The 20,686-nt window shown below is 71.3% G+C and carries 20 protein-coding genes; 8 read left to right on the forward strand and 12 right to left on the reverse strand.

Annotated features, from left to right (window positions below; all coding sequences use genetic code 11):
• Nucleotides 1-307: 307 nt before the first annotated feature.
• The 6 genes from ACIQMJ_RS23050 to ACIQMJ_RS23075 form a co-directional block, all read right to left on the reverse strand.
• Entirely contained in the window at nucleotides 308-1,462 is a 1,155-nt protein-coding gene (locus ACIQMJ_RS23050; protein ID WP_499763606.1) for a sensor histidine kinase, read from the reverse strand.
• Nucleotides 1,459-2,145 carry a response regulator transcription factor gene (locus ACIQMJ_RS23055; protein WP_073895327.1) on the reverse strand — a complete coding sequence of 229 codons (687 nt, stop codon included), beginning with the start codon at nucleotides 2,143-2,145 and terminating at the stop codon, nucleotides 1,459-1,461. The genes ACIQMJ_RS23050 and ACIQMJ_RS23055 overlap by 4 nt, the downstream gene beginning before the upstream one ends.
• Nucleotides 2,146-2,259: 114 nt before the next feature.
• Nucleotides 2,260-2,889, reverse strand: a complete 630-nt coding sequence (locus tag ACIQMJ_RS23060) for a slipin family protein (RefSeq protein ID WP_499763079.1) — start codon at nucleotides 2,887-2,889, stop codon at nucleotides 2,260-2,262.
• A 232-nt stretch (nucleotides 2,890-3,121) separates the two neighbouring features.
• A complete protein-coding gene (dxs, locus tag ACIQMJ_RS23065; RefSeq protein WP_499763080.1) occupies nucleotides 3,122-5,020 on the reverse strand; it encodes a 1-deoxy-D-xylulose-5-phosphate synthase in 1,899 nt (632 codons plus the stop codon).
• 74 nt (nucleotides 5,021-5,094) lie between these two features.
• Entirely contained in the window at nucleotides 5,095-6,324 is a 1,230-nt protein-coding gene (locus ACIQMJ_RS23070) for a class I SAM-dependent RNA methyltransferase (RefSeq protein WP_499763081.1), read from the reverse strand.
• Entirely contained in the window at nucleotides 6,321-8,333 is a 2,013-nt protein-coding gene (locus ACIQMJ_RS23075) for an APC family permease (protein ID WP_499763082.1), read from the reverse strand. Before ACIQMJ_RS23075 ends, ACIQMJ_RS23070 begins: the two co-directional genes overlap by 4 nt.
• On the opposite strand from ACIQMJ_RS23075, the gene ACIQMJ_RS23080 reads away from it, so the two are divergent.
• Both ACIQMJ_RS23080 and ACIQMJ_RS23085 read left to right on the forward strand, forming a co-directional pair.
• Nucleotides 8,242-9,078, forward strand: a complete 837-nt coding sequence (locus tag ACIQMJ_RS23080; RefSeq protein WP_499763083.1) for a potassium channel family protein — start codon at nucleotides 8,242-8,244, stop codon at nucleotides 9,076-9,078. The two genes, ACIQMJ_RS23075 and ACIQMJ_RS23080, sit on opposite strands and share 92 nt — an antisense overlap.
• Nucleotides 9,079-9,080: 2 nt before the next feature.
• Entirely contained in the window at nucleotides 9,081-9,737 is a 657-nt protein-coding gene (locus ACIQMJ_RS23085) for a potassium channel family protein (protein ID WP_106614758.1), read from the forward strand.
• Nucleotides 9,738-10,131: 394 nt separating this feature from the next.
• Here ACIQMJ_RS23085 and ACIQMJ_RS23090 read toward each other — a convergent pair whose 3' ends face one another.
• Both ACIQMJ_RS23090 and ACIQMJ_RS23095 read right to left on the reverse strand, forming a co-directional pair.
• Nucleotides 10,132-10,914 (reverse strand): DUF3159 domain-containing protein, encoded by a 783-nt coding sequence (locus tag ACIQMJ_RS23090; RefSeq protein ID WP_499763084.1) that lies wholly within the window; start codon nucleotides 10,912-10,914, stop codon nucleotides 10,132-10,134.
• Nucleotides 10,911-11,288, reverse strand: coding sequence for an OB-fold nucleic acid binding domain-containing protein (locus ACIQMJ_RS23095; RefSeq protein WP_499763085.1), 378 nt, complete (start codon nucleotides 11,286-11,288; stop codon nucleotides 10,911-10,913). Before ACIQMJ_RS23095 ends, ACIQMJ_RS23090 begins: the two co-directional genes overlap by 4 nt.
• Before the next feature lie 105 nt (nucleotides 11,289-11,393).
• Here ACIQMJ_RS23095 and ACIQMJ_RS23100 point away from each other — a divergent pair, with 105 nt between their 5' ends.
• Nucleotides 11,394-12,065 carry an alpha/beta fold hydrolase gene (locus ACIQMJ_RS23100; protein WP_499763086.1) on the forward strand — a complete coding sequence of 224 codons (672 nt, stop codon included), beginning with the start codon at nucleotides 11,394-11,396 and terminating at the stop codon, nucleotides 12,063-12,065.
• On the opposite strand, the gene ACIQMJ_RS23105 is transcribed toward ACIQMJ_RS23100, so the two are convergent.
• Nucleotides 12,062-12,703 (reverse strand): DUF3710 domain-containing protein, encoded by a 642-nt coding sequence (locus tag ACIQMJ_RS23105; RefSeq protein WP_499763087.1) that lies wholly within the window; start codon nucleotides 12,701-12,703, stop codon nucleotides 12,062-12,064. The genes ACIQMJ_RS23100 and ACIQMJ_RS23105 overlap by 4 nt on opposite strands.
• 5 nt (nucleotides 12,704-12,708) lie before the next feature.
• The gene (dut, locus tag ACIQMJ_RS23110; protein WP_106614762.1) at nucleotides 12,709-13,176 is read right to left on the reverse strand and encodes a dUTP diphosphatase; all 468 of its coding nucleotides are present in this window, start codon (nucleotides 13,174-13,176) and stop codon (nucleotides 12,709-12,711) included.
• Nucleotides 13,177-13,200: 24 nt separating this feature from the next.
• On the opposite strand from dut, the gene ACIQMJ_RS23115 reads away from it, so the two are divergent.
• Nucleotides 13,201-13,665, forward strand: coding sequence for a DUF3093 domain-containing protein (locus ACIQMJ_RS23115; RefSeq protein ID WP_499763088.1), 465 nt, complete (start codon nucleotides 13,201-13,203; stop codon nucleotides 13,663-13,665).
• Nucleotides 13,666-13,813: 148 nt separating this feature from the next.
• Here ACIQMJ_RS23115 and ACIQMJ_RS23120 read toward each other — a convergent pair whose 3' ends face one another.
• Nucleotides 13,814-14,113 carry a DUF4193 domain-containing protein gene (locus ACIQMJ_RS23120; protein WP_053717171.1) on the reverse strand — a complete coding sequence of 100 codons (300 nt, stop codon included), beginning with the start codon at nucleotides 14,111-14,113 and terminating at the stop codon, nucleotides 13,814-13,816.
• Nucleotides 14,114-14,543: 430 nt separating this feature from the next.
• On the opposite strand from ACIQMJ_RS23120, the gene cei reads away from it, so the two are divergent.
• Nucleotides 14,544-15,263 carry an envelope integrity protein Cei gene (gene cei / locus ACIQMJ_RS23125; protein ID WP_499763089.1) on the forward strand — a complete coding sequence of 240 codons (720 nt, stop codon included), beginning with the start codon at nucleotides 14,544-14,546 and terminating at the stop codon, nucleotides 15,261-15,263.
• Nucleotides 15,264-15,476: 213 nt separating this feature from the next.
• Here cei and ACIQMJ_RS23130 read toward each other — a convergent pair whose 3' ends face one another.
• On the reverse strand, nucleotides 15,477-16,277 hold the full coding sequence (locus ACIQMJ_RS23130) for an inositol monophosphatase family protein (RefSeq protein WP_499763090.1): 801 nt from the start codon (nucleotides 16,275-16,277) through the stop codon (nucleotides 15,477-15,479).
• Nucleotides 16,278-16,372: 95 nt separating this feature from the next.
• Between ACIQMJ_RS23130 and ppgK the strand changes: the two genes are divergently transcribed.
• The 3 genes from ppgK to ACIQMJ_RS23145 all read left to right on the forward strand — a co-directional run bounded on the left by ppgK (nucleotide 16,373) and on the right by ACIQMJ_RS23145 (nucleotide 20,293).
• On the forward strand, nucleotides 16,373-17,134 hold the full coding sequence (gene ppgK, locus ACIQMJ_RS23135; protein WP_499763091.1) for a polyphosphate--glucose phosphotransferase: 762 nt from the start codon (nucleotides 16,373-16,375) through the stop codon (nucleotides 17,132-17,134).
• Between the two features lie 170 nt (nucleotides 17,135-17,304).
• The gene (locus tag ACIQMJ_RS23140) at nucleotides 17,305-18,633 is read left to right on the forward strand and encodes an RNA polymerase sigma factor (RefSeq protein ID WP_198932892.1); all 1,329 of its coding nucleotides are present in this window, start codon (nucleotides 17,305-17,307) and stop codon (nucleotides 18,631-18,633) included.
• Between the two features lie 166 nt (nucleotides 18,634-18,799).
• The gene (locus tag ACIQMJ_RS23145) at nucleotides 18,800-20,293 is read left to right on the forward strand and encodes a vanadium-dependent haloperoxidase (protein WP_499763092.1); all 1,494 of its coding nucleotides are present in this window, start codon (nucleotides 18,800-18,802) and stop codon (nucleotides 20,291-20,293) included.
• Nucleotides 20,294-20,686: the final 393 nt, after the last annotated feature.

A 20,686-nucleotide genomic window follows, 5' to 3' on the forward strand; every position in this document is an offset into this window, starting at 1 on the left:
TGTCAGTTGTCCAGTAACAATCTCAAAGGAAACCTCTTGACGAGGTTCATAAATTTACTGGCTATTCGGCACGCTGTTGAGTTCTCAAAGAACACACGCTCACCGTCACTCATCACTGTTCGTGATTCGATCTGGGGCTGATGTCCGCCGCGCTCCGTTCCGGTCTCTCTCCGGCCCGTTCCGCGCTGGCAGAGAGAAAGTTACACCCCGCCCAACGCGGAGACAAATCGGGGGTCAGGAGGCACGTCTTCGCAGGTAGTACCCCCTGCGGGGACCGTCAAACCGGATCATGTGTGACTGGGACCACTCACACGAGTTTTCCGTGCGGCGCGGACGGCAGGTGCACGGCCACCGAGAGCCCTCCGCCGGGCACCGCCGTGGCGTGCACCTGACCCTCGTGAGCTGCGACGGCGGCCCGGACGATGGACAACCCGAGCCCGGTCCCCGTGCGCGCGGTCCGGTCGGTGCCGCCCCGGCGGAACGGCTCGAACAGCTCCTCGACCCGGTCCGGAGCGACGACCTGCCCGGACGACGACACCCGCAGCGACGTCCACTCCGGGCCGCCCTCGGTGCGCACCTCGATCCACCCACCGGGCACGTTGTGCCGGACGGCGTTCTCCAGCAAGTTCCCGGCGATCCGCTCCAACAGCGCGGGGTCGCCCACGGCCGGCGCGGGCGCGGGCAGGAACGAGACCCGGAGCTGGCGCTCCTCCGCTTCCGGCCGCGCCGCCCGCCACGCCGACTCCACCACGGCGTTCAGGTCGACCGGCTCCCGCACGGCCAACCCGAGCCCGTCGGTGCGGGCGAGCAGGAGCAGAGCGCTGACCAGCTGCTCGGCCCGTTCCGTCGCGGCCCGCACGACCCCGGCCATGCGACGCAGCTCGGCGACGTCGGCGTCCGGGTCGGCCAGCGTCACGTCCAGCTCGGTCCGGATCACGGCGAGGGGGGTCCGCAGTTCGTGGGAGGCGTTCGCGACGAACCGCCGTTGCGACTCGAACGCGGCTTGGAGGCGGTCGAGCATCTCGTCGAACGTGTCGGCCAGCTCGGCGACCTCGTCCCGAGGACCGTCCAGGCGCAGCCGCTCCCCCAGCGATTCGGCGGACAACCGGCGGGCCGCGTCGGTCACGTCGTGCACGGGTTGCAGGACGCGGCCGGTGATCGTCCACGCGAGCAGGGCCGCCGCGGCCACCACGCAGAGGAAGGCGATGGAGCCTGACCGCAGCACGTCGTCCCGCGCCTGTTCGCCGAGCAGGTCCATCAACGCGCCGGCGTCCACCTCGCGCCCGTCCACGATGACGGTGCTGCCCTCGGCGAAGCGGGGCGAGGAGGCGATGACCCGGCCGACGAGCAGCCAGCCGAGCAGGAGGAGCAGACCGCTGACGAACGCGACCAGGCCGGTCGCGAGGAGGGTGAGCCGCGTCCGCAGCCCGGGTCCGCGCCTGCGGGCCAGCTCAGAGTTCAGCGTGGGCCTTCTTCGGGGAAACCTGCCGTCGGCACGCGGTAGCCGGAGCCGACCACCGTGTCGATGATGCCCGGTTCGCCGAGCTTCTTGCGCAGCGTCATGACGGTGACGCGGACGGTGGTGGTGAACGGGTCGGCGTTCTCGTCCCACACGCGTTCGAGCAGTTCCTCGCTGGAGACCACGGAGCCCTTGGCGGCCAGCAGCACCTCCAGGACGCCGAACTCCTTGCGGGTCAGCTCGACGGGCTGGCCGGCGCGGCGGACCGTGCGGCGGGCCGGGTCGAGTTCGACGTCACGGGCGGTGAGCAGCGGCGGGGTGGCCGGGGTGGCGCGGCGGGCGAGGGCGCGGACGCGGGCGACCAGTTCGGGGAACGCGAACGGCTTGGCCAGGTAGTCGTCCGCGCCGAGGGACAGGCCCGCGACGCGGTCGTCCACGCCGGCGCTCGCGGTGAGCATCATGACCCTGGTCAGGGCACCCGAGCTGAGGATCTCCTTGCACAGCTCGTCGCCGGACATGCCGGGCAGGTCGCGGTCGAGCACGACCACGTCGTACCTCGTCACCGTCGACTTCTCGTGGCCGGTTTCGCCGTCGTAGGCGACGTCGACCGCCATTCCCTCGCGCCGCAGGCCACGCGCGATCGCGTCGGCCAGCGGCACCTCGTCCTCGACTACCAGGATCCGCACACCGACAAAGGTGCCACAACTCCCTGAGAAGGCGCTTAGCGCGCGGCCGGCGAGGCGGTGAGCAGCAGTGACGCGGTGACGCCCTCCTCCCGCGAGAGGACGGCGTCACGGGTGTCAGCGCTTCTCGACGACGACGGTGTTCGCGGTTTGCAGCGCTCGCAGCTGGAGCAGCGCCGGGTGGTCCTCGGCCAGGCGTGCGGCGTTGAGCAGGGAGCGCAGGGCCGCGGTCTCGCCGCGGGCGCGTTCCAGGGCGGCTCGGGCCTCGGACCGGGCGAGCAGTTCGGACAGGGCGACCTTGCGGAGCTCGGTGGGCATGACGACGTCGCGGACGGCGACCTCGCGCAGGTCGATGCCCAGGGCGGTGGCACGGTCGCGGACGGCGGCGTGGACCTCGGCCGCGATGGCGTCGCGGGAGCGGTCGACCTCGTCGTGGGCGCGGGTGAGGACGGCGGCGCGGAGGGCGACCTGGACCAGCAGGTGCAGTTCGACCTCGGGTGCGGCGGTGGCCTGGACGAACTGGGCCGGGTCGTCGATCGCCCACTTCAGCACGAGGGTGACGCGGATCAGCACGCCGTCGGCGGTCGGGACGTCCTGCCAGCCCGGGGTGTGGGAGCGGGGGCGGACGTCGACGTGGTGGACGCGGTGGCGGAAACCGCGGCGGTGCCGGCCGGGGCCCAGGACCTCGACGAACTCGCCGTGCCGGAAGACGACACCGCGTTCCCACGGCATGAGCGTGTGCTTCACCGGTCCCCCTCTCCCTGCCGTGCGGACCGCGACCCCGGTCGTGGGGCGGAGGGCGGGAGCACGGGGCTCGCAGGGCCCTGCGCCCGGTGGTCGACCGGGGGCGCGGCTCGGGTGTCGCAACCCACCGCGTGTGGCGAACGCGCCTGTTGAAAGGTTGCCCGGCTGTGATCGCGGGACTCGGGGCCGGCAGTGCCGTCCGAGCCGCTGACCGGGCGGGGAGAGGGTATACGGGCTACTTCTCGACCGTCGCGCCCATTTCCGCGGGCTCGGCGGCCACGACCCACTCGGTGATGCGGCGGGAGACGTCCTGGGCGGTCAGGCCGATGTCGGCCAGGACCTCGGGGCGCTCGCCGTGCTCCTGGAAGACCTGGGGGATGCCGATGTCGCGCAGCGGGGTGTCGACGGAGGCGTCGCGCAGCGCGGCGGCCAGGGCCCAGCCGAAGCCGCCGTGCCGGCCGTTGTCCTCGACGGTGACGACGAGGCGGTGGTCGGCGGCCAGTGCGACCAGGTCCGCGGAGACCGGGAAGACCCAGCGGGGGTCCACGACGGTGACGCCGATGCCCTGGTCGGCGAGGCGTTGGGCGGCCGCGAGGCCCAGTTCCGCGAACGCGCCGACGGTGACGAGCAGGACGTCGGAGCCGGAGCGGTGCAGGACGTCGACGGTGCCCCTGCGTTCGAGGGCGGGCAGGTCGGGGCCGACCGAGGCTTTCGGGTAGCGGATGACGGAGGGCGCGTCGGAGATGCGGACGGCCTCGCGGAGCTCCTCGCGCAGCGAGCCGGCGTCGCGGGGGGCCGCCACGTGGATGCCGGGGATGACGCCGCAGATGGACAGGTCCCACATGCCGTGGTGGGAGGCGCCGTCCGGGCCGGTGATGCCCGCGCGGTCCAGGACGACGGTGACGCCCTGCTTGTGCATGGCGACGTCCAGCAGGAGCTGGTCGAACGCGCGGTTGAGGAACGTGGCGTAGATCGCGACCACCGGGTGCATGCCGCCCATGGCCAGGCCGGCGGCGGAGGTCATGGCGTGCTGCTCGGCGATGCCGACGTCGAAGCAGCGGTCCGGGTAGAGGCCCGCGAACTTGTCCAGGCCCGTCGGGCCGCGCATGGCGGCGGTGATGGCCACCAGGTCGGGGCGCTCGCCGCCGAGCGTCGCCAGCTCGTCGGCGAAGACGTGGGTCCAGGTGCGCTTGGACGGGCCGATGTTCTCGCCGGTGATCGGGTCGATGACGCCGGTGGCGTGCATCTGGTCGGCCTCGTGGTTCTCGGCGGGCGCGAAGCCGTTGCCCTTGCGGGTGACGGTGTGCACGATCACCGGGCCGCCGAACGACTTGGCGCGGCGCAGGGCGGATTCGAGGGCGGCGTGGTCGTGGCCGTCGACGGGGCCGATGTACTTGAGGCCGAGGTCCTCGAACATGGCCTGCGGGCTGAGGGCGTCCTTGATGCCGCGCTTGGCCGCGTGCAGGGCCGCGTAGAGGGGCTTGCCCAGGAACGGGGTGCCCTGGAGGGCGTTCTTGCCGCGTTCGAGGGCGCGCTCGTAGCCGGGTTGCAGGCGCAGCGAGGACAGGTGGTCCGCCAGGCCGCCGATGGTCGGCGAGTAGGAGCGGCCGTTGTCGTTGACCACGATGACGACGGGGCGGTCGGTGCCGGAGGCGATGTTGTTCAACGCCTCCCAGCACATGCCGCCGGTCAGGGCGCCGTCGCCGACGACCGCGACGACGTGCCGGCGCTGGCCGGTGAGCTGGTACGCCTTGGCCAGGCCGTCGGCGTAGGACAGGGCGGTCGAGGCGTGGCTGTTCTCCTCGACGTCGTGCTCGCTCTCCGACCGCGACGGGTAGCCGGACAGGCCGCCCTTCTGGCGCAGCGAGTCGAAGCCGTCGCGGCGGCCCGTGAGGATCTTGTGCACGTAGCTCTGGTGCCCGGTGTCGAACACGACCGAGTCGTGCGGCGAGTCGAAGACCCGGTGCACGGCCATGGTCAGCTCGACGACACCGAGGTTGGGCCCGAGGTGCCCGCCGGTCCGGGAGACCTTGTCGACCAGGAAACGCCTGATCTCCTCGGCGAGCCCGACCATCTCGTCGGGCCCCAACCGTTTCAGATCCGCCGGTCCGTGCACGGATTCCAGCAGCGTCACTCGCTCCACCTCGCCCTGTGGTTCGGCTCCCCGATTCGTCCGGTCAGTCTACGTACCACGGGCTGAGACGCCTGTCAGCGAGCGGGCTCCAGGAGGGCGATGCACTCGACGTGGTGCGTCATCGGGAACGCGTCGAACGCCCTGAGCTGGGCCAACTCGTAGCCGTGCTGGGCGAACGAGGCGATGTCGCGGGCCAGGGCGGCCGGGTCGCACGCGACGTACACCACACGGGCGGGTCGGCTGCGGGCGATCGCGGTGACCACCTGGCGGCCCGCGCCCTTGCGGGGCGGGTCGAGGACGACGACGTCGGGGGGCAGGTCGGTGAAGTCGGGCGAGTCGAGCACGGCTTCCGTGCGGCCCGCGTGCCAGCTGATCTGGGGGTGGTCGGAGAGGTTCAACCGGCCGTCGGCGACGGCGCCGTGGGACGACTCGACCACGGCGACGGAGCCGTCCGGCCCCACCTGCTCGGCGAGCACGGACGCGAACAGGCCGACGCCGCCGTAGAGGTCCCAGGCGCGGTCGCCGGGGCGGCAGTCGGCCCAGTCGCCGACGACCTTGGCGAACGTGTCCGCGGCGGCAGGGTGGACCTGCCAGAAGCCGTCCGAGCGGAGGTTCCAGGTGCGGCCCGCGGCCAGTTCGGTGGCCGTGCCGCTGCCCTGGCGCAGGTGGGACGGGCCGGGGACGGGGCGACCGCGGCGCACGACCGGCGGCCCGATCTCGGTCAGGTGGGTCCGGCCGCCCGCGTCCCGGGTGACGACCAGCTCGGCCTTGGGGGGCCAGGTGCGGTCGACCACGTCGTCGAGGGCGTTGGGGACGGCGATCACGCAGTCGTCCACCGGGATGACCTGGTGGCTGCGGTGGGCGCGGAAGCCGGGGCGGCCGTCCGGGCCGACGGCCATGCGCATCCGGGTGCGCCAGTCCTCGGGGCCGCCGGGCAGGTCCTCGACGATGACCTCCCAGTCGAGCTTGGCCAGGCGGTGCAGCTGCTCGCTGACCACGGCGGCCTTCAGCTCGCGCTGGGCCTGCCAGGAGGCGTGCTGCCAGTCGCAGCCGCCGCACAGGCCGGGACCGGCGAACCGGCACGGCGCCTGCACCCGGTCCGGTGACGCCTCCAGCACCTCGACGGCGTCGCCGCGGCAGAACGAGCCGCCGGTGTCCTCGGTGATCCGCACGACCACCCGTTCGCCGGGCAGCGCGTGCCGGACGAACACGACGCGGCCCTCGTGCCGGGCGACGCAGTGCCCGCCGTGGGCGACCGCGCCGACCTCGACCTCGATCAGCCGCTGCTTCCAGGTCGCCGTCACTTGCCGTCCTTCTGGTCTTGGCCGCGCGTGTCCAGGCCGCGCCGGATGGCGCCCGGCGCCACGACGTCGTCCCTCTGGGTCACCTTCGAGGATGAGGCCAGCTGCCACGGCACGCTGGTCACCATCACGCCCGGCTGGAACAGGAGCCTGCCCTTGAGCCGCAGCGCGCTCTGGTTGTGCAGGAACTGCTCCCACCAGTGCCCGACCACGTACTCCGGGATGAACACGGTCACCACGTCGCGGGGGTTGTCCGTGCGGACGCGCTTGACGTAGTCCAGGACGGGTTTGGTGATCTCGCGGTAGGGCGATTCGATCACCTTCAGCGGCACCTTGAAGTTCTCCTTCTCCCACTCCCGCACGAGGCGGCGGGTGTCGCCGTCGTCCACGTTGACGGTGACCGCCTCCAGGATGTCCGGCCGGGTCGCCTTGGCGTACGACAGGGCGCGCAGGGTCGGCATGTGCAGCTTGGAGACCAGCACCATGGCGTGGTTGCGGGCGGGCAGCAGCTTCTGCCGCTCCTGCTGCCGCAGCTCCTCGGCGACCCGGTCGTAGTGCCGGCGGATCGCCGTCATCAGGGCGTAGAGGGCGGCCATCGCGGCGATGGCGATCCACGCGCCCTTGGTGAACTTCGTGATCAGCACCACGACCAGCACCGACGCGGTGAGCGCCAGGCCGAACGCGTTGATCGACTGCGACCGGCGCATGCGGCGGCGCGCGAGCGGGTCGGTCTCGGTGGCGAGCAGCTTGTTCCAGTGCCGGACCATGCCGGTCTGGCTCATCGTGAACGACACGAACACGCCCACGATGTAGAGCTGGATGAGCTTGGTGACCTCCGCGTCGAACGCGATGACCAGCACGATCGCCGCGCCCGCGAGGAAGACGATGCCGTTGCTGAACGCCAGCCGGTCGCCGCGGGTGTGCAGCTGGCGGGGCAGGTAGCGGTCCTGGGCGAGGATCGAGCCGAGCACCGGGAAGCCGTTGAACGCGGTGTTCGCGGCCAGGACCAGGATCAGGGCGGTGACCGTGGTGATGAAGAAGAACCCGGCCGGGAAGCCCTCGAAGACGGCGTGCGCGATCTGGGCGACCATCGTCTTCTGCTCGTAGCCCGGCGGCGCGTTCACCAGCTGGTGCGCCGGGTCCTCGGCCATCTTCACGCCGGTGAGCTGGGCCAGCACGATCAGGCCCATCAGCATCGTGACGGCGATCAGGCCCATCATGAGCAGCGTGGTCGCCGCGTTGCGCGACTTCGGCTTGCGGAACGCGGGCACGCCGTTGCTGATCGCCTCCACGCCCGTGAGCGCCGCGCTGCCCGACGAGAAGGCGCGCAGCACGAGGAACACGAACGCCAGGCCCATCAGGTGGTCGTCCTCGGCGCGCAGCTCCAGCCCGGCGCTCTCGGCGCGCATCTCGTCACCGAGGAAGAACCCGCGGAACAGGCCGTAGCCGATCATGAACAGGACACCGACCATGAACGCGTAGGTCGGCACGGCGAACGCGCTGCCGGACTCGCGGATGCCGCGCAGGTTGATGGCGGTGAGGATGACGATCGCGGCGACCGCGAACTCGGCCTTGTGCGTGGCGACGAACGGGATGGCCGAGCCGATGTTCGCCGCCGCCGACGAGATGGAGACGGCGACCGTGAGGATGTAGTCGACGAGCAGGGCGCTCGCCACGGTCAGGCCCGCTCTGCGGCCCAGGTTGACCGTGGCGACCTCGTAGTCACCGCCCCCGGAGGGGTAGGCGTGCACGTTCTGCCGGTAGCTCGCCACGACCGTGAGCATCACGACGACGACGGCCACACCGACCCACGGAGCCAACGCGTAGGCGGACAGACCCGCCACCGACAGCACGAGGAAGATCTCCTCGGGCGCGTAGGCCACGCTCGACATCGCGTCGGAGGCGAACACCGGCAGGGCGATGCGCTTGGGCAGGAGGGTGTGGGCTAGGCGATCGCTGCGGAAGGGCCTGCCGACGAGGAGGCGCTTGGCCGCGGTTGCGAGCTTGGACACGGGTCGAAAGCGTAAGGGGTCTCCTCCCCTGGTCGGAGTAATCGTGGGTAGGTTCTCCGTAGGCGTCGTTCAGGAGGCTTTCGTGCACGTGGTGATCATGGGCTGCGGCCGGGTGGGCTCGTCCCTGGCCAAGGCGCTGGAGCGCCTGGACCACCAGGTCTCGGTGATCGACAAGGACGGGCAGGCGTTCCGCCGGCTCGGCCACGACTTCCACGGCCAGCAGGTCGTCGGCAACGGCTTCGACCAGAAGGTGCTGATCGAGGCGGGCATCGAGCGGGCGGGCGCGTTCGCGGCCGTGAGCAGCGGCGACAACTCCAACATCATCTCGGCGCGGGTGGCGCGGGAGACGTTCGGGGTGGAGGCGGTGGTCGCGCGGATCTACGACGAGAAGCGCGCCGCGGTGTACGAGCGGCTGGGCATCCCGACCGTGGCGACCGTGCCGTGGTCCACCGACCGGTTCCTGCGGATGCTGCTGCCCGAGGGCACGGCCACGGCGTGGCGCGACCCGTCCGGCACGGTGGCGGTGCTGCCGCTGGAGCTGCACGAGGACTGGGTCGGGCGCACCGTGCGCGACCTGCAGGAGGCGACCGGCTGCCGGGTGGCGTTCGTGATGCGGTTCGGCACGGGCGTGCTGCCCGACTCGAAGACGGTGCTGCAAGCCGACGACCAGGTGTACGTGGCCGCCCTGTCCGGCACCGTGACCGACGTGGCCGCCGCGGCGGCTCACGCGCCCGAGGAGAGCTGACCGTGCGTATCGCGATTGCGGGTGCCGGCGCGGTGGGTCGATCCATCGCGGCCGAGCTGGTGTCCGACGGGCACCAGGTGATGTTGATCGAACGCGACCGGACGCACTTCGAGCCGCACACCGTCGAGCAGGCGGAGTGGGTGCAGGCCGACGCGTGCGAGCTGTCCTCGCTGGAAGACGCCGGGATGCAGCTGTGCGACGTGGTCATCGCCGCGACCGGTGACGACAAGGTCAACCTGGTCGTGTCCCTGCTGGCCAAGACCGAGTTCGCGGTGCGGCGCGTGGTGGCGCGGGTGAACGACCCGGCCAACGAGTGGCTGTTCACCGAGTCGTGGGGCGTCGACGTGGCCGTGTCCACGCCTCGCATCCTGTCCGCGCTGGTCGAGGAGGCCGTGACGGTCGGCGACGTGGTGCGGCTGATGACGTTGCGCCAGGGCCAGGCCAACCTCGTGGAGATCACCCTGCCGGGGGACACTCCGTTGGCGGGGTCGCCGGTGAACGGGCTAGCGCTGCCGAGGGACGCGGCTCTGGTGACCATCCTGCGTGGCGGGCGGGTGATCGTGCCGACTCCCGACGACACGCTGGAGGGTGGGGACGAGCTGCTGTTCGTGGCGGCTGCCGATGTGGAGCGGGAGATCCGCTCGGCGTTGGGGTATTAGGGGTATCGAAGGCTTAAAGACTTAAAAGCGTCCTCGCCGGACGGGCAGATCAGCAGGATGGCCCCAACTGCCCTTGAATGTTCCGGTGGGGTTGTGGGTCCGGCGGGATGACACGAAGCCCTACTTGTGCAGCAAAGACGCCCAGCGAGGTGGGTCGGGGGTCGCCGGTCGGGTCCGGGCTACGGACGGGTCGGGCGCGGTCGGCCGCGTTGGGGTTGCCCTTCCCATGGGAGGGGTTCGTGTCATCCAGCCGACCTGGTTTTGCCCGACCGCACGTGCCAAGGGGCGAAGTCCAGCAATACCCGCGGCGCTTGCTGATGTCGCCCCTGCAAACAGATAAAAACAGGGGCCTCCGCCACGTCGGCGGAGACCCCTGCCATGCCATGCCTGAACGCTATCTGTCCTCAACCCGAGCATCGGCCCGCGCGTGCTCAGGACGCTGCTCGCTGTCCGTGGACGCGTCGAGCATCTTGTCGTAGATGTTCGGCTCACCCTTGGCCTCGGCCTGAGCTCGGAGACGCTCCTCGGCGTCGAGGTTCTCCTGCTCCTCCAGCGCGAGGGCGGCCTTGAGGCGCTTGTCCGAACGGCGCACCGCCCACACCGTGACGACCAGCGCCACCGCCATCAACGGGTAGCCCATGGCCAAGCGAGCGGCGGCCAGCCAGCCCACCGAAGCCTCGTCGTACAGCCACCGCTGCACGACGAACCGCGAGATGAACACCAGCGCCCACACGAGGGTGGCGATGTCGTAGTCGCGGACGTTCGCCTTGTCCTTGCGCCACGCCGTGCCCTGACCGTTGAGGAACGACCAGATCACGCCCGCCAAAGGCCACCTGACCAGGATCGACGCGATGAACACGCCGCCGTAGACCAGGCTCTGCCAGATGCCGAACAGGAAGAAGCCCTTGGCGTCACCGGTCCGGTAGGCGATGAAGGCGGCGATGCCGACGCCGAAGACGGCGGAGACGGCCGGCTGCACGGAGCCCTTGCGCATGGCCAGGACGATGCCGATCACCACCGAGAAGCCCAGCGCGCTCCAGATGGCGGGCATGAGGCCGGCGAACGCGTTGACCAGCACGAACACCACGACCGGCAACGAGGAGAACAGCAGGCCGCTCACGCCGCCCATCTGCTCGAGGAGGGTGGGCTGCTTCTCGGACTCGTTCGCTGATGTCATGAAGCGTTCTGCAACTCGTAGTAGGGGTTGTAGAGCACCTTGCGCCCGTCCCGGACGGCGATCCGTCCCTTGGCCTTGATGGTGCGGCCCGGCTCGATGCCCGCGATGCGGCGGCGGCCCAGCCAGACCAGCGTCACGCCCTCGGTGCCGTCGTACAACTCCGCCTCCAGCGTGGCCGCGGCGTCGCGGGGGCACAGCTCGACGCTGCGCAACCGGCCCAACACCGTGACCTCCTGCCCGGACTTGCAGTCGCACGCGCGGATGGCCCCGACGGCCTGGGCTTTCCGGGACAGGTCGTCGGCGTCCAACTCGCTCACGTCGGTGGTCAGCCGACGCACGAGGCGGCGCCAGTAGCCACCCCCAGTACCAGTCATCCCCGACTCCTGGAATGCGCGGGGCCTCGTCGACGAAGCCCGTCCAACAGCCAGCGTAACCGGGTACACCCGACCGGGTATCCGACTGGGGGAGGATCTGACGCCATGAGTTCGTCACGTGCCGTTCTGCTGCCGGGCACCGCGTCGGACGAGGTGTTCATCTCCTCGGTGTTCGCCCGTCCGCTGGCCGACGCCGGGATGTCGCTGGTCGCGCCCGCGTCACGGGGCGTCCGGGAGCACTTCGAGGCGCTGGACGCGGCCTGGGCCGGCACGCCGCTGCTCGTGGGCGGGGTGTCGCTGGGGGCGCACGTGGCGGCGACGTGGGCGGTGCGGCACCCCGAGCGGTGCGCGGGGCTGCTGGTGGCGCTGCCGGCGTGGCACGGCCCGGCGGACGGCGCGCCCGCGGCGCTGGCGGCGCTGGCCAGCGCGTCGGTGGTGGAGTCGGCGGGCGTCGAGGCCGCCCTGACCGGCGTGGACGGGTGGCTGGGCGACGAGCTGCGGCGGGCGTGGCCCCGGTACGGCGCACGGCTCGCGGACGTGCTGCGGGAGGCGGCCGGGTCGCCGGCGCCGACGGTGGCCGAACTGGGCGGGCTCGCGGTGCCGGTGGGGGTCGCGGCCTGCACCGACGACCCCGTTCACCCGCTGGACGTCGCCCGGACGTGGGTCGACGCGCTGCCCCGTGCCGCTCTGCGCACGACGACGTTGGCGGCGCTGGGCGCGGACCGGGAGTCCCTGGGCCGCGCCGCGCTGGCCGGCTACCTGTCGCTGCGGACCTAGCCCTGCTGCTGGGCCTGGGCCTGGATGTGCCGGGCGATCGCCTCGGGCAGCTCGATCGGCAGCGGCGTGCGGACCGGCATGGCCTGCTCGCCCCGCACCACGATCGTGTCCCTCATCAGCACGTAGAGGGCATCGGTCGCCTTGACGCTCTGCTCCTCGGTGGGCGCCGCCGCGATGCCGCGCAGCATCCACCGGGGCCCGTCCACGCCGACCACACGAAGGTGTACTTCGTTGTTGCGGGCGGTGATCTCTTCACCCCACTCGCCGTTCTCCCGCAGGATGCGGAAGCCGTCGGACTTGAACTGGGCGATCATCTCGCCGCTGACCTCCGGCCACAGCCGGTCCGACTTCGGCGCGGCGAACGCGCTGACGGTGAGCTGACCGACCGTGGTGAGCAGGTGCACCGCCCGGACCGCGCCCGCCGGGTCCATCTCCACCTGCAACTGCGCGCCCTCGGGCACGGGCAGCCGGATCGAACCCAGGTCCAGCCGGTTCAGGCCGTCGTTCGGGGCCCACGTGGAGTCGAACGGCCCGTCCTCGACCTCATCGGCGCCGTCGGCGCCGTCGAACTCGACCTCGGGTTGCGCCGTCCCCCGGTTCGCGGAGTGCCTACCGCGCTTGCGGCGCTTTCCGAACATCGCCTTCACCCCTCCGTCCGGGCGAGCACGTCGTGCCCGCCTGTAGAGCCGTAGCCGCCCGCGCCCCGCACGGACTCGGGCAGCTCGTCGACTTCGCGGAACACCGCGTGCTCCACCTTTTGCACCACCAGCTGGGCGATCCGGTCACCGCGCGTGAGCACTACGGGCTCGCGCAGGTCGTGGTTCACCAGGCACACCTTGATCTCGCCCCGGTAGCCCGCGTCGATCGTGCCCGGGGTGTTGACCACGCTCAGGCCGACGCGCGCGGCCAGACCGGACCGCGGGTGCACGAACCCGGCATACCCCTCCGGCAACGCGATCGCGATACCAGTGCCTACCACCGCGCGCTCCCCCGGTTCGATCACCACGTCGGTGGTCGTCACCAGGTCGGCGCCGGCATCACCCGGTCGGGCGTAGGCCGGCGGCGGGACGGCAGGATCGAGCCGGGACAGCAGGACCTCGACGCTGGGCACGGCGCGCGAGACTACCCTGGTGGCGTGAGCGAGACTGCTGTGACCGCCCCCATCGCGTTCCGCGAGCGGCTGTACGTGCCCTGGTGGGGCTGGCCGCTGCCGCTGGGCGCGGCCGCGCTGCTGGCCGCCGAGATCCACATGGGCTTCCCCGGCGTGCGGTCGTGGCTGCCCTACCTGATCACGGTGCCGCTGGTGGTGCTGCTGATCGTGCGCATGGGTTCGGCGAAGGTCGAGGTGTCCGGCGGCGAGCTGCGGGTCGGGTCGGCGCACGTGCCGCTGGAGCTGCTCGGCGACGTCGAGGTGTTCGACGCGAAGAACAAGCGCGAGGCGATGGGGCCCCACCTGGACCCGATGGCGTTCGTGACCCACCGCGGGTGGGTCGGTCCGATGGTGCGGGTCGAGCTGCGCGACCCCGCGGACCCGACGCCGTACTGGCTGTTCAGCGTGCGTTCGGCGGAGAAGCTGGCGGCGGTGCTGCGGGCCCGGTGAGCCGGCGGCGGTGCGGCGTCGCCGGGACGGCGTCAACGGGGACTGGGCGCCACCCCGGCGGTGGGGGTGAGCGCCCAGGTCTGGTCGTAGGTGCTGGTCGGTCGGTCGGTGGAGCGGGTCGTGCGGGTTCGTGCCCGGTGGACGTGCCTCAGGCGCAGTCGCGGCAGATGTACTGGCCGTTGACTTCCTCGGCCAGCCTGCTGCGGTGGTGCACCAGGAAGCACTTCGAGCACGTGAACTCGTCCGCCTGCTTCGGCAGGACCTTGAACGTCAGCTCCTCACCGGACAGGTCGGCGCCCGGCAGCTCGAAGTTCTCGGCGGTCGCGTCCTCGTCGATGTCGACGACCCCGGACTGCGTTTCGTTGCGCCGCGCCTTCAGCTCCTCAAGGGAGTCCTCAGCGAGTTCGTCCGCCTCGCTGCGACGCGGTGCGTCGTAGTCGGTCGCCATACTTCTTTCACCCCTGCGGTCAACGGAGACTGTTCGTGTCGCTGGTTAACGCACCAGCGCCCCTTTTTGTGCCCCCCGTCCCCAGTGACGGAGGTCTCGCTCCTGCGGCCGGGCGCCAACCCCCTGTTCATCGACGCTTTCCGGTGTCCGGCGGTGCGCGGAGCGCCGAGAGGGTAGCTCATCGATCGGGGGGTCGCGCAGCGGGTTCCCCCTAATTGAGCAGACGGGTGACAGGCCCTTCACACGCAGGACAGATAGGCTTGGACGCGCACCACGCACCCGGTGCTCCCGTGCTCCGCCGCCCGACCAGGCCGTTGACCGTCCGCTACCGGGTGATTGCGCCGCGCTACACCACGGCCCGGGACGCGGGCCCGCGGGGCGCGGCATAGCCTGATCACTGTCAGCACCAGGCCAGGGGAGGTCGACGGACGTGGGACCCGGTTCGGGGAGCAGCGGGTCGTCGCGGTACCGGAAGCGGCGGCCGTTGCCGGCGCTCGTCCTGTTCCTGGTGCTCGCCGTGACGGCGGTAGTCGTGTGGAACCGCGTGCTGTCGGAGGCGGGTGACGTCGACGCGGCGATCAAGTGCAACCCGCCCGGCGGCATGCCCTCGCCGTCCGCGGGCGCGCCCGTGGCGCCGGCGGCCGAGCCGCCTGCCGCGCTGGGCACGGTGCTGGGGCACGACGCGCTGGACCGCACCGACCCGGTGCCGGTCGGCCAGGTGCAGTTCCGGGTGTTCAACGCCAGCACGCAGCGCAACCAGGCGCGGTTCGTCGCGACGACGTTGACCGAGCTGGGCATGAAGCAGGCGGCCGAGCCGGGCAACGACCCGGTGTACCCGGCGCAGGACATGACGTGCCGCGGGCAGATCCGGTTCGGCGCGCCCGGCGCCGGGGCGGCGCGGACGTTGAGCCTGATCGAGCCGTGCCTGGAGCTGGTGCGCGACGAGCGCCAGGACGCGACGGTGGACGTGGCGATCGGGCAGAAGTTCAGCGACGTGAAGCCGAACAACTCCGCCCGCAAGGTGCTCGACCAGCTCGCCGAGTGGGCGGCGCAGCAGCCCGAGCAGCAGGGCGGCCAGGTGGCCGAGGGCTCCACGCCGCTGTCCCTGAACGCCGACAACCTCAAGGGCGCTCGCGACATCCAGTGCTGACCCGCGCGAGTCGAACGCTCAGCGCCCGCGTGTCGAACCTCCAGGTCCCGTGAGTCGAACGCTCAGCGCCCGTGAGTCGAACGCTCAGCGCCCATGAGTTCTACGTTCGCGTTCCCCGCCTCGCGGCCTGAGCGTTGAACTCGGGGGTCCTGAAGGTTCGACTCACGGGACCTGAGGGTTCGACACGCGGGACCTGAGGGTTCGACTCGCGGGTCAGACTTGGCCGAAGCCGCACTCCACCAAAGCGGTGAACAGGGCGTCGGCGATGCCGGGGGCGGCGGCGAAGGTGGCGTCCGCGCCCAGTTCCGGGGTTTCACCCGGCAGGTGGACGACCGCGCCCGCCTCCGCGGCCAGCAGCGCGCCCGCCGCCCAGTCCCACCGGCCCAGGGTGTGCTCGGCGTAGGCGTCCAGCCGGCCCGCCGCCACCGCGCACAGGTCCAGCGACGCCGCACCGGCCCGCCGCATGTCCCGCACCCGGGTCGCCAGACCCGCCCACGCGTCCGCCTGCCGCTGCCGCCGCTCCGGCCGGTACGCGAAGCCGTAACCCAAAAGGGACAAGTCCAATCGGGTGGCGTCCGAGACCCGCAGCCGCCGCCCGTCCAGCCACGCCCCGCCGCCCCGCGCCGCCGTCCACACCCGACCACTGGCCGGCTCCACGACGGCGCCAGCCACCGACTCCCCGTCGACCTGCGCGGCGACGGAGACGGCGTAGTGCGGGATGCCGTACAGGTAGTTCACCGTGCCGTCGATCGGGTCGACGACCCAGGTCAGGCCCTCGACGGCGGCGCTGCCGCCCTCCTCCTCCCCGATGACCGGCTCACCGGGCCGCAGCTCGGCGAGTCGGCGCCGGACGAGCTGTTCGGCCGCCCGGTCGGCGGCGGTCACCACGTCGGTGGCGCTGCTCTTGGTGTCGACATCGGTCACGGCGGCTTCGCGCGTGGTCACGGCCAGCTCGCCGGCCTCCTTGGCCACGAGCACGGCGACGTCGACCAATGAGCGCGGATCGAAACGCAACTGTTCCTCCTGCGTCACTCTCACGGGACTATCGGAGACCTGCAGGCTAATGTCTGCGGCCACGGTTACTGAATCGAGTAGGAAGGGCCACGGGGATGGGCATGACCCGCGGGTTCGGCGTGGACATCGGCGGTTCCGGCATCAAGGGCGGGCTCGTGGACCTCGAAGCGGGGGCGCTGGACGGTGAGCGCCTGCGCATCACCACGCCCCAGCCGTCGACCCCGGACTCGGTCGCCGACGTGGTCGCCGAGATCGTCGAGAAGTTCAACTGGGACGGTCCGGTCGGCGTCACGCTGCCGTGCGTCGTCAAGCACGGTGTCGCGCACTCCGCCGCCAACGTCGACAAGGCGTGGATCGGCACGGACGCCGCCGCGCTGTTCGCCGAGCGCCTCGGCCGGCCCACCGACCAGGTCGTCGTCCTCAACGACGCCGACGCGGCCGGGATCGCCGAGATGCGGTTCGGTTCCGGTGTCGACCGGGACGGCCTGGTGGTCCTGCTGACGTTCGGCACCGGCATCGGCAGCGCCCTGTTCCTGGACGGCAAGCTCGTCCCCAACACCGAGTTCGGCCACCTGGAGGTCGACGGCCACGACGCGGAGAAGCGCGCGGCGGCCTCGGTGAAGGAGGACAAGGGCCTGACCTGGGCGGAGTGGACGCCGCGCGTGTCGCGCTACATCAACGTCCTGGAGAACCTGATCTGGCCGGACCTGGTCATCGCGGGCGGCGGGGTCAGCAAGAAGGCGGAGAAGTGGCTCCCCCTGCTCGAGGTGCGCACCGAGGTGGTGGCCGCCGCCCTGAAGAACGACGCGGGCATCGTCGGCGCCGCCGTGGCCGCCGCGCAAGGTCTCCGGCACTGATTTCCGGGGCGTTCCACCTGCGAGAACGCGTGCCGGACCACCTCGGATGACGCCGGGGCGCAACGGCACGCGATTCTCGTCGTTACAATGGAACGGTGCCCCGCTGACGAACGATCCGGCGGGGGATCCCCCGTACTCAGGCGACCGAGGTTCGCGCCCTTCGGTCGACCTTGATCGACAGTCGCGAAAGGGCGTACGTGGCAGCCGCGAAGACGACTCAGGCAGCTCAGGCTGACGCCGAGGAGACGCCCAAGGCCACCTCGGCGAGGAAGGCCCCGGCGAAGAAGCCGGCGGCGAAGACCGCCGCGGCGGGGAAGACGGCCACGCGGGCGCCGCGCAAGACGGCCGCCAAGGCCGCCGCTGCCGCGCCTGGCAAGGTGAAGAAGGACGGCGAGGAACCGGAAGACCTCGAAGGCGCTCCAGACGCCGAAGATCTGGTCGACGACGTCGAGCTGATCGACGAGCCGGTCGAGGAGGAGCCCGCCGAGGAGGAGGCCAAGCCCGGCGAGGGCGACTTCGTCTGGGACGAGGAGGAGTCGGAGGCCCTGCGGCAGGCCCGCAAGGACGCCGAGCTCACCGCCTCGGCCGACTCGGTCCGCGCCTACCTCAAGCAGATCGGCAAGGTCGCCCTGCTCAACGCGGAGGAGGAGGTCGAGCTCGCCAAGCGCATCGAGGCCGGCCTCTACGCCGCCGAGCGGGTGCGCCGCGCCGAGGACGAGCAGGAGAAGCTGACCCCGCAGATGCGCCGCGACCTGCGGTGGATCGTGCGGGACGGCGAGCGGGCCAAGAACCACCTGCTGGAGGCGAACCTCCGCCTGGTGGTGTCGCTGGCCAAGCGCTACACCGGTCGCGGCATGGCGTTCCTGGACCTGATCCAGGAGGGCAACCTCGGTCTGATCCGCGCGGTGGAGAAGTTCGACTACACCAAGGGCTACAAGTTCTCCACGTACGCGACGTGGTGGATCCGCCAGGCGATCACCCGCGCGATGGCCGACCAGGCCCGCACCATCCGCATCCCGGTGCACATGGTCGAGGTCATCAACAAGCTGGGTCGCATCCAGCGCGAACTGCTCCAGGACCTGGGCCGCGAGCCCACCCCGGAGGAGTTGGCCAAGGAAATGGACATCACCCCGGAGAAGGTGCTGGAGATCCAGCAGTACGCCCGGGAGCCCATTTCGCTGGACCAGACGATCGGTGACGAGGGCGACAGCCAGCTCGGTGACTTCATCGAGGACTCCGAGGCCGTGGTGGCCGTGGACGCGGTGTCGTTCACGCTGCTCCAGGACCAGCTCCAGTCGGTGCTGGCGACGTTGTCCGAGCGCGAGGCGGGCGTGGTGCGGCTGCGGTTCGGCCTCACCGACGGCCAGCCGCGCACGCTGGACGAGATCGGCCAGGTCTACGGCGTGACGCGGGAGCGGATCCGGCAGATCGAGTCGAAGACGATGTCGAAGCTTCGGCACCCCTCGCGGTCGCAGGTGCTGCGCGACTACCTGGACTGATCGTCCAGCCTGAAGGCGAAGGTGGGCCCCGTGACCGATCGGTCACGGGGCCCACGCTTATTCACTCGAACGGACGATGCCACCGGTCACTCTCGGTGGTGTCCTGGTAGTGGGCGCAGCCGCCGGGGGGCGGCGTCGGGGCGCGCCCGCCACAGGGGGAAATCCGATGAGTGAACGTCGCACTGAAGCACGCCTTTCGCGCCTGGCCTCGGCCCACGCGCTGGACCGGCAGCCGTGGCCGGAGCACGCCAACAACGGCGAGGAGGGTGACTACCCGTACGTCGCCAACTTCGGCAAGGGCCTGCCGCACGACGAGGTGGGCCAGGTGCGCCCGGAGGCGTACAACACGCTGCTGAGGGCGCTGGCCACCGGCCGGTCCGAGGACTTCGAGCGCATCCCGGTCGGCGGGTCCGCGAAGCTGACCAACCCGCAGGCCGGCCTGGCGTTCGACCTGGAGGGCCCGGACCCGCAGTCGCTCGTCCTGCCGCCCGCGCCGCGCATCGACAGCGCGCGCCACTCGGCCGAGGCCGTCGAGCTGTACTGGATGGCCCTGACCAGGGACGTCCCGTTCGCCGAGTACGACCGGAACCCGGTGATCGCCCAGGCCGCGGCGGAGCTGTCGCGGTTGAGCGACTACCGGGCGCCGAAGGTCGACGGGCTGGTCACGCCCGCCACGATCTTCCGCGGCGGCACGCGCGGTGACGTGCGGGGGCCGTTCCTGTCGCAGTTCCTGCTGCGCGACATCCAGTACGGCACGCTGCGCGTCCCGCAGCTGCACGACCGGGTGCGGCCCAACCGCGACTACCTGACCGGCTTCGACGCGTGGCGGGCGGTGCAGGAGGGCGGGAGCACCCCGCCGATCGAACGCGACCACGTGGTCCGCCGGTACCTGCACGACGCCCGCGGCCTGACGAACTACGTGCACTTCGACGCGTTGTACGAGGCGTACCTGAACGCGGCGCTGATCCTGCTGGACCTGGGCGCGCCGGTGGACCCGGGCAACCCGTACCGGCACTCGCGCAACCAGCTCGGGTTCGGCACCTACGGGCCGCCGCACCTGCTGTCGCTGGTCACGGAGGTGGCGACGCGGGCGTTGAAGGCGATGTGGTTCCAGAAGTGGTTCGTGCACCGCAGGCAGCGGCCGGAGGAGTTCGGCGGCCGGGTGCACGCGCACCTGACCGGGTTGCGGGACTACTCGATGATCGACCGCGAGGTGCTGGACTCGGAGGCGGTCAAGCTGACCTACGACCGGCACGGCTCGTACCTGCTGCCGCAGGCGTTCCCGGAGGGCTCGCCGACGCACCCGTCGTACGGCTCGGGTCACGCCACCGTCGCGGGTGCCTGCGTGACGGTGCTGAAGGCGTGGTTCGACGAGTCGTGGGTGCTGCCCGACCCGGTCGTGTCCGACGCGGCCGGCACGGCCCTCGTGCCCTACACCGGCGGTGACGCGCTCACCGTGGGCGGCGAGCTGGACAAGGTGGCGGCGAACGTCGCGACCGCCCGCAACATGGCGGGCGTGCACTGGCGGACCGACTTCACCGAGGCGGTGCTCCTGGGCGAGGCGGTCGGCATCGGTGTGCTGCGTGACCACGTCCGGGTCAACCACGAGGACGCGTCGTTCGGCTTGACGCGGTTCGACGGGCGCCGGATCACGATCTGAGCCGTCGGTGGAACGGATCGTGAACCGGACGGATCATGTCCGGATCGTGGAACGGGGAGCCGTGTTCGCTCTGGGCTGACCAAAGTGTTACCCGTCACACCGGCGACTCCGCCGAACCCACCTTCTGGAGCATCAGGGGTGCGTCGAACGCCGTATTCGCAGGTCGGAAATCCGTTGCCACGACAGCGGAACGTGAGCAGGGGCCGATCGAACCGGTGGAAGTGGCAGGTTCCGGGTACCTCGGCGCCGGGTAAATGACGAGTGACGCGGGTCGCCACGATCCAGGGAACACTGACTTACGCCCGCGCGTCTGCAAGAGTGGAAGCAGCGAACACGGCGCACCCGCCAGATGCGAAGTGGTCGCAGCTAGGTGTGAGGGCACCGATCCCCGGT

It is taken from the genome of Actinosynnema sp. NPDC091369, assembly GCF_044757065.1.
GTDB lineage: Bacteria > Actinomycetota > Actinomycetes > Mycobacteriales > Pseudonocardiaceae > Actinosynnema.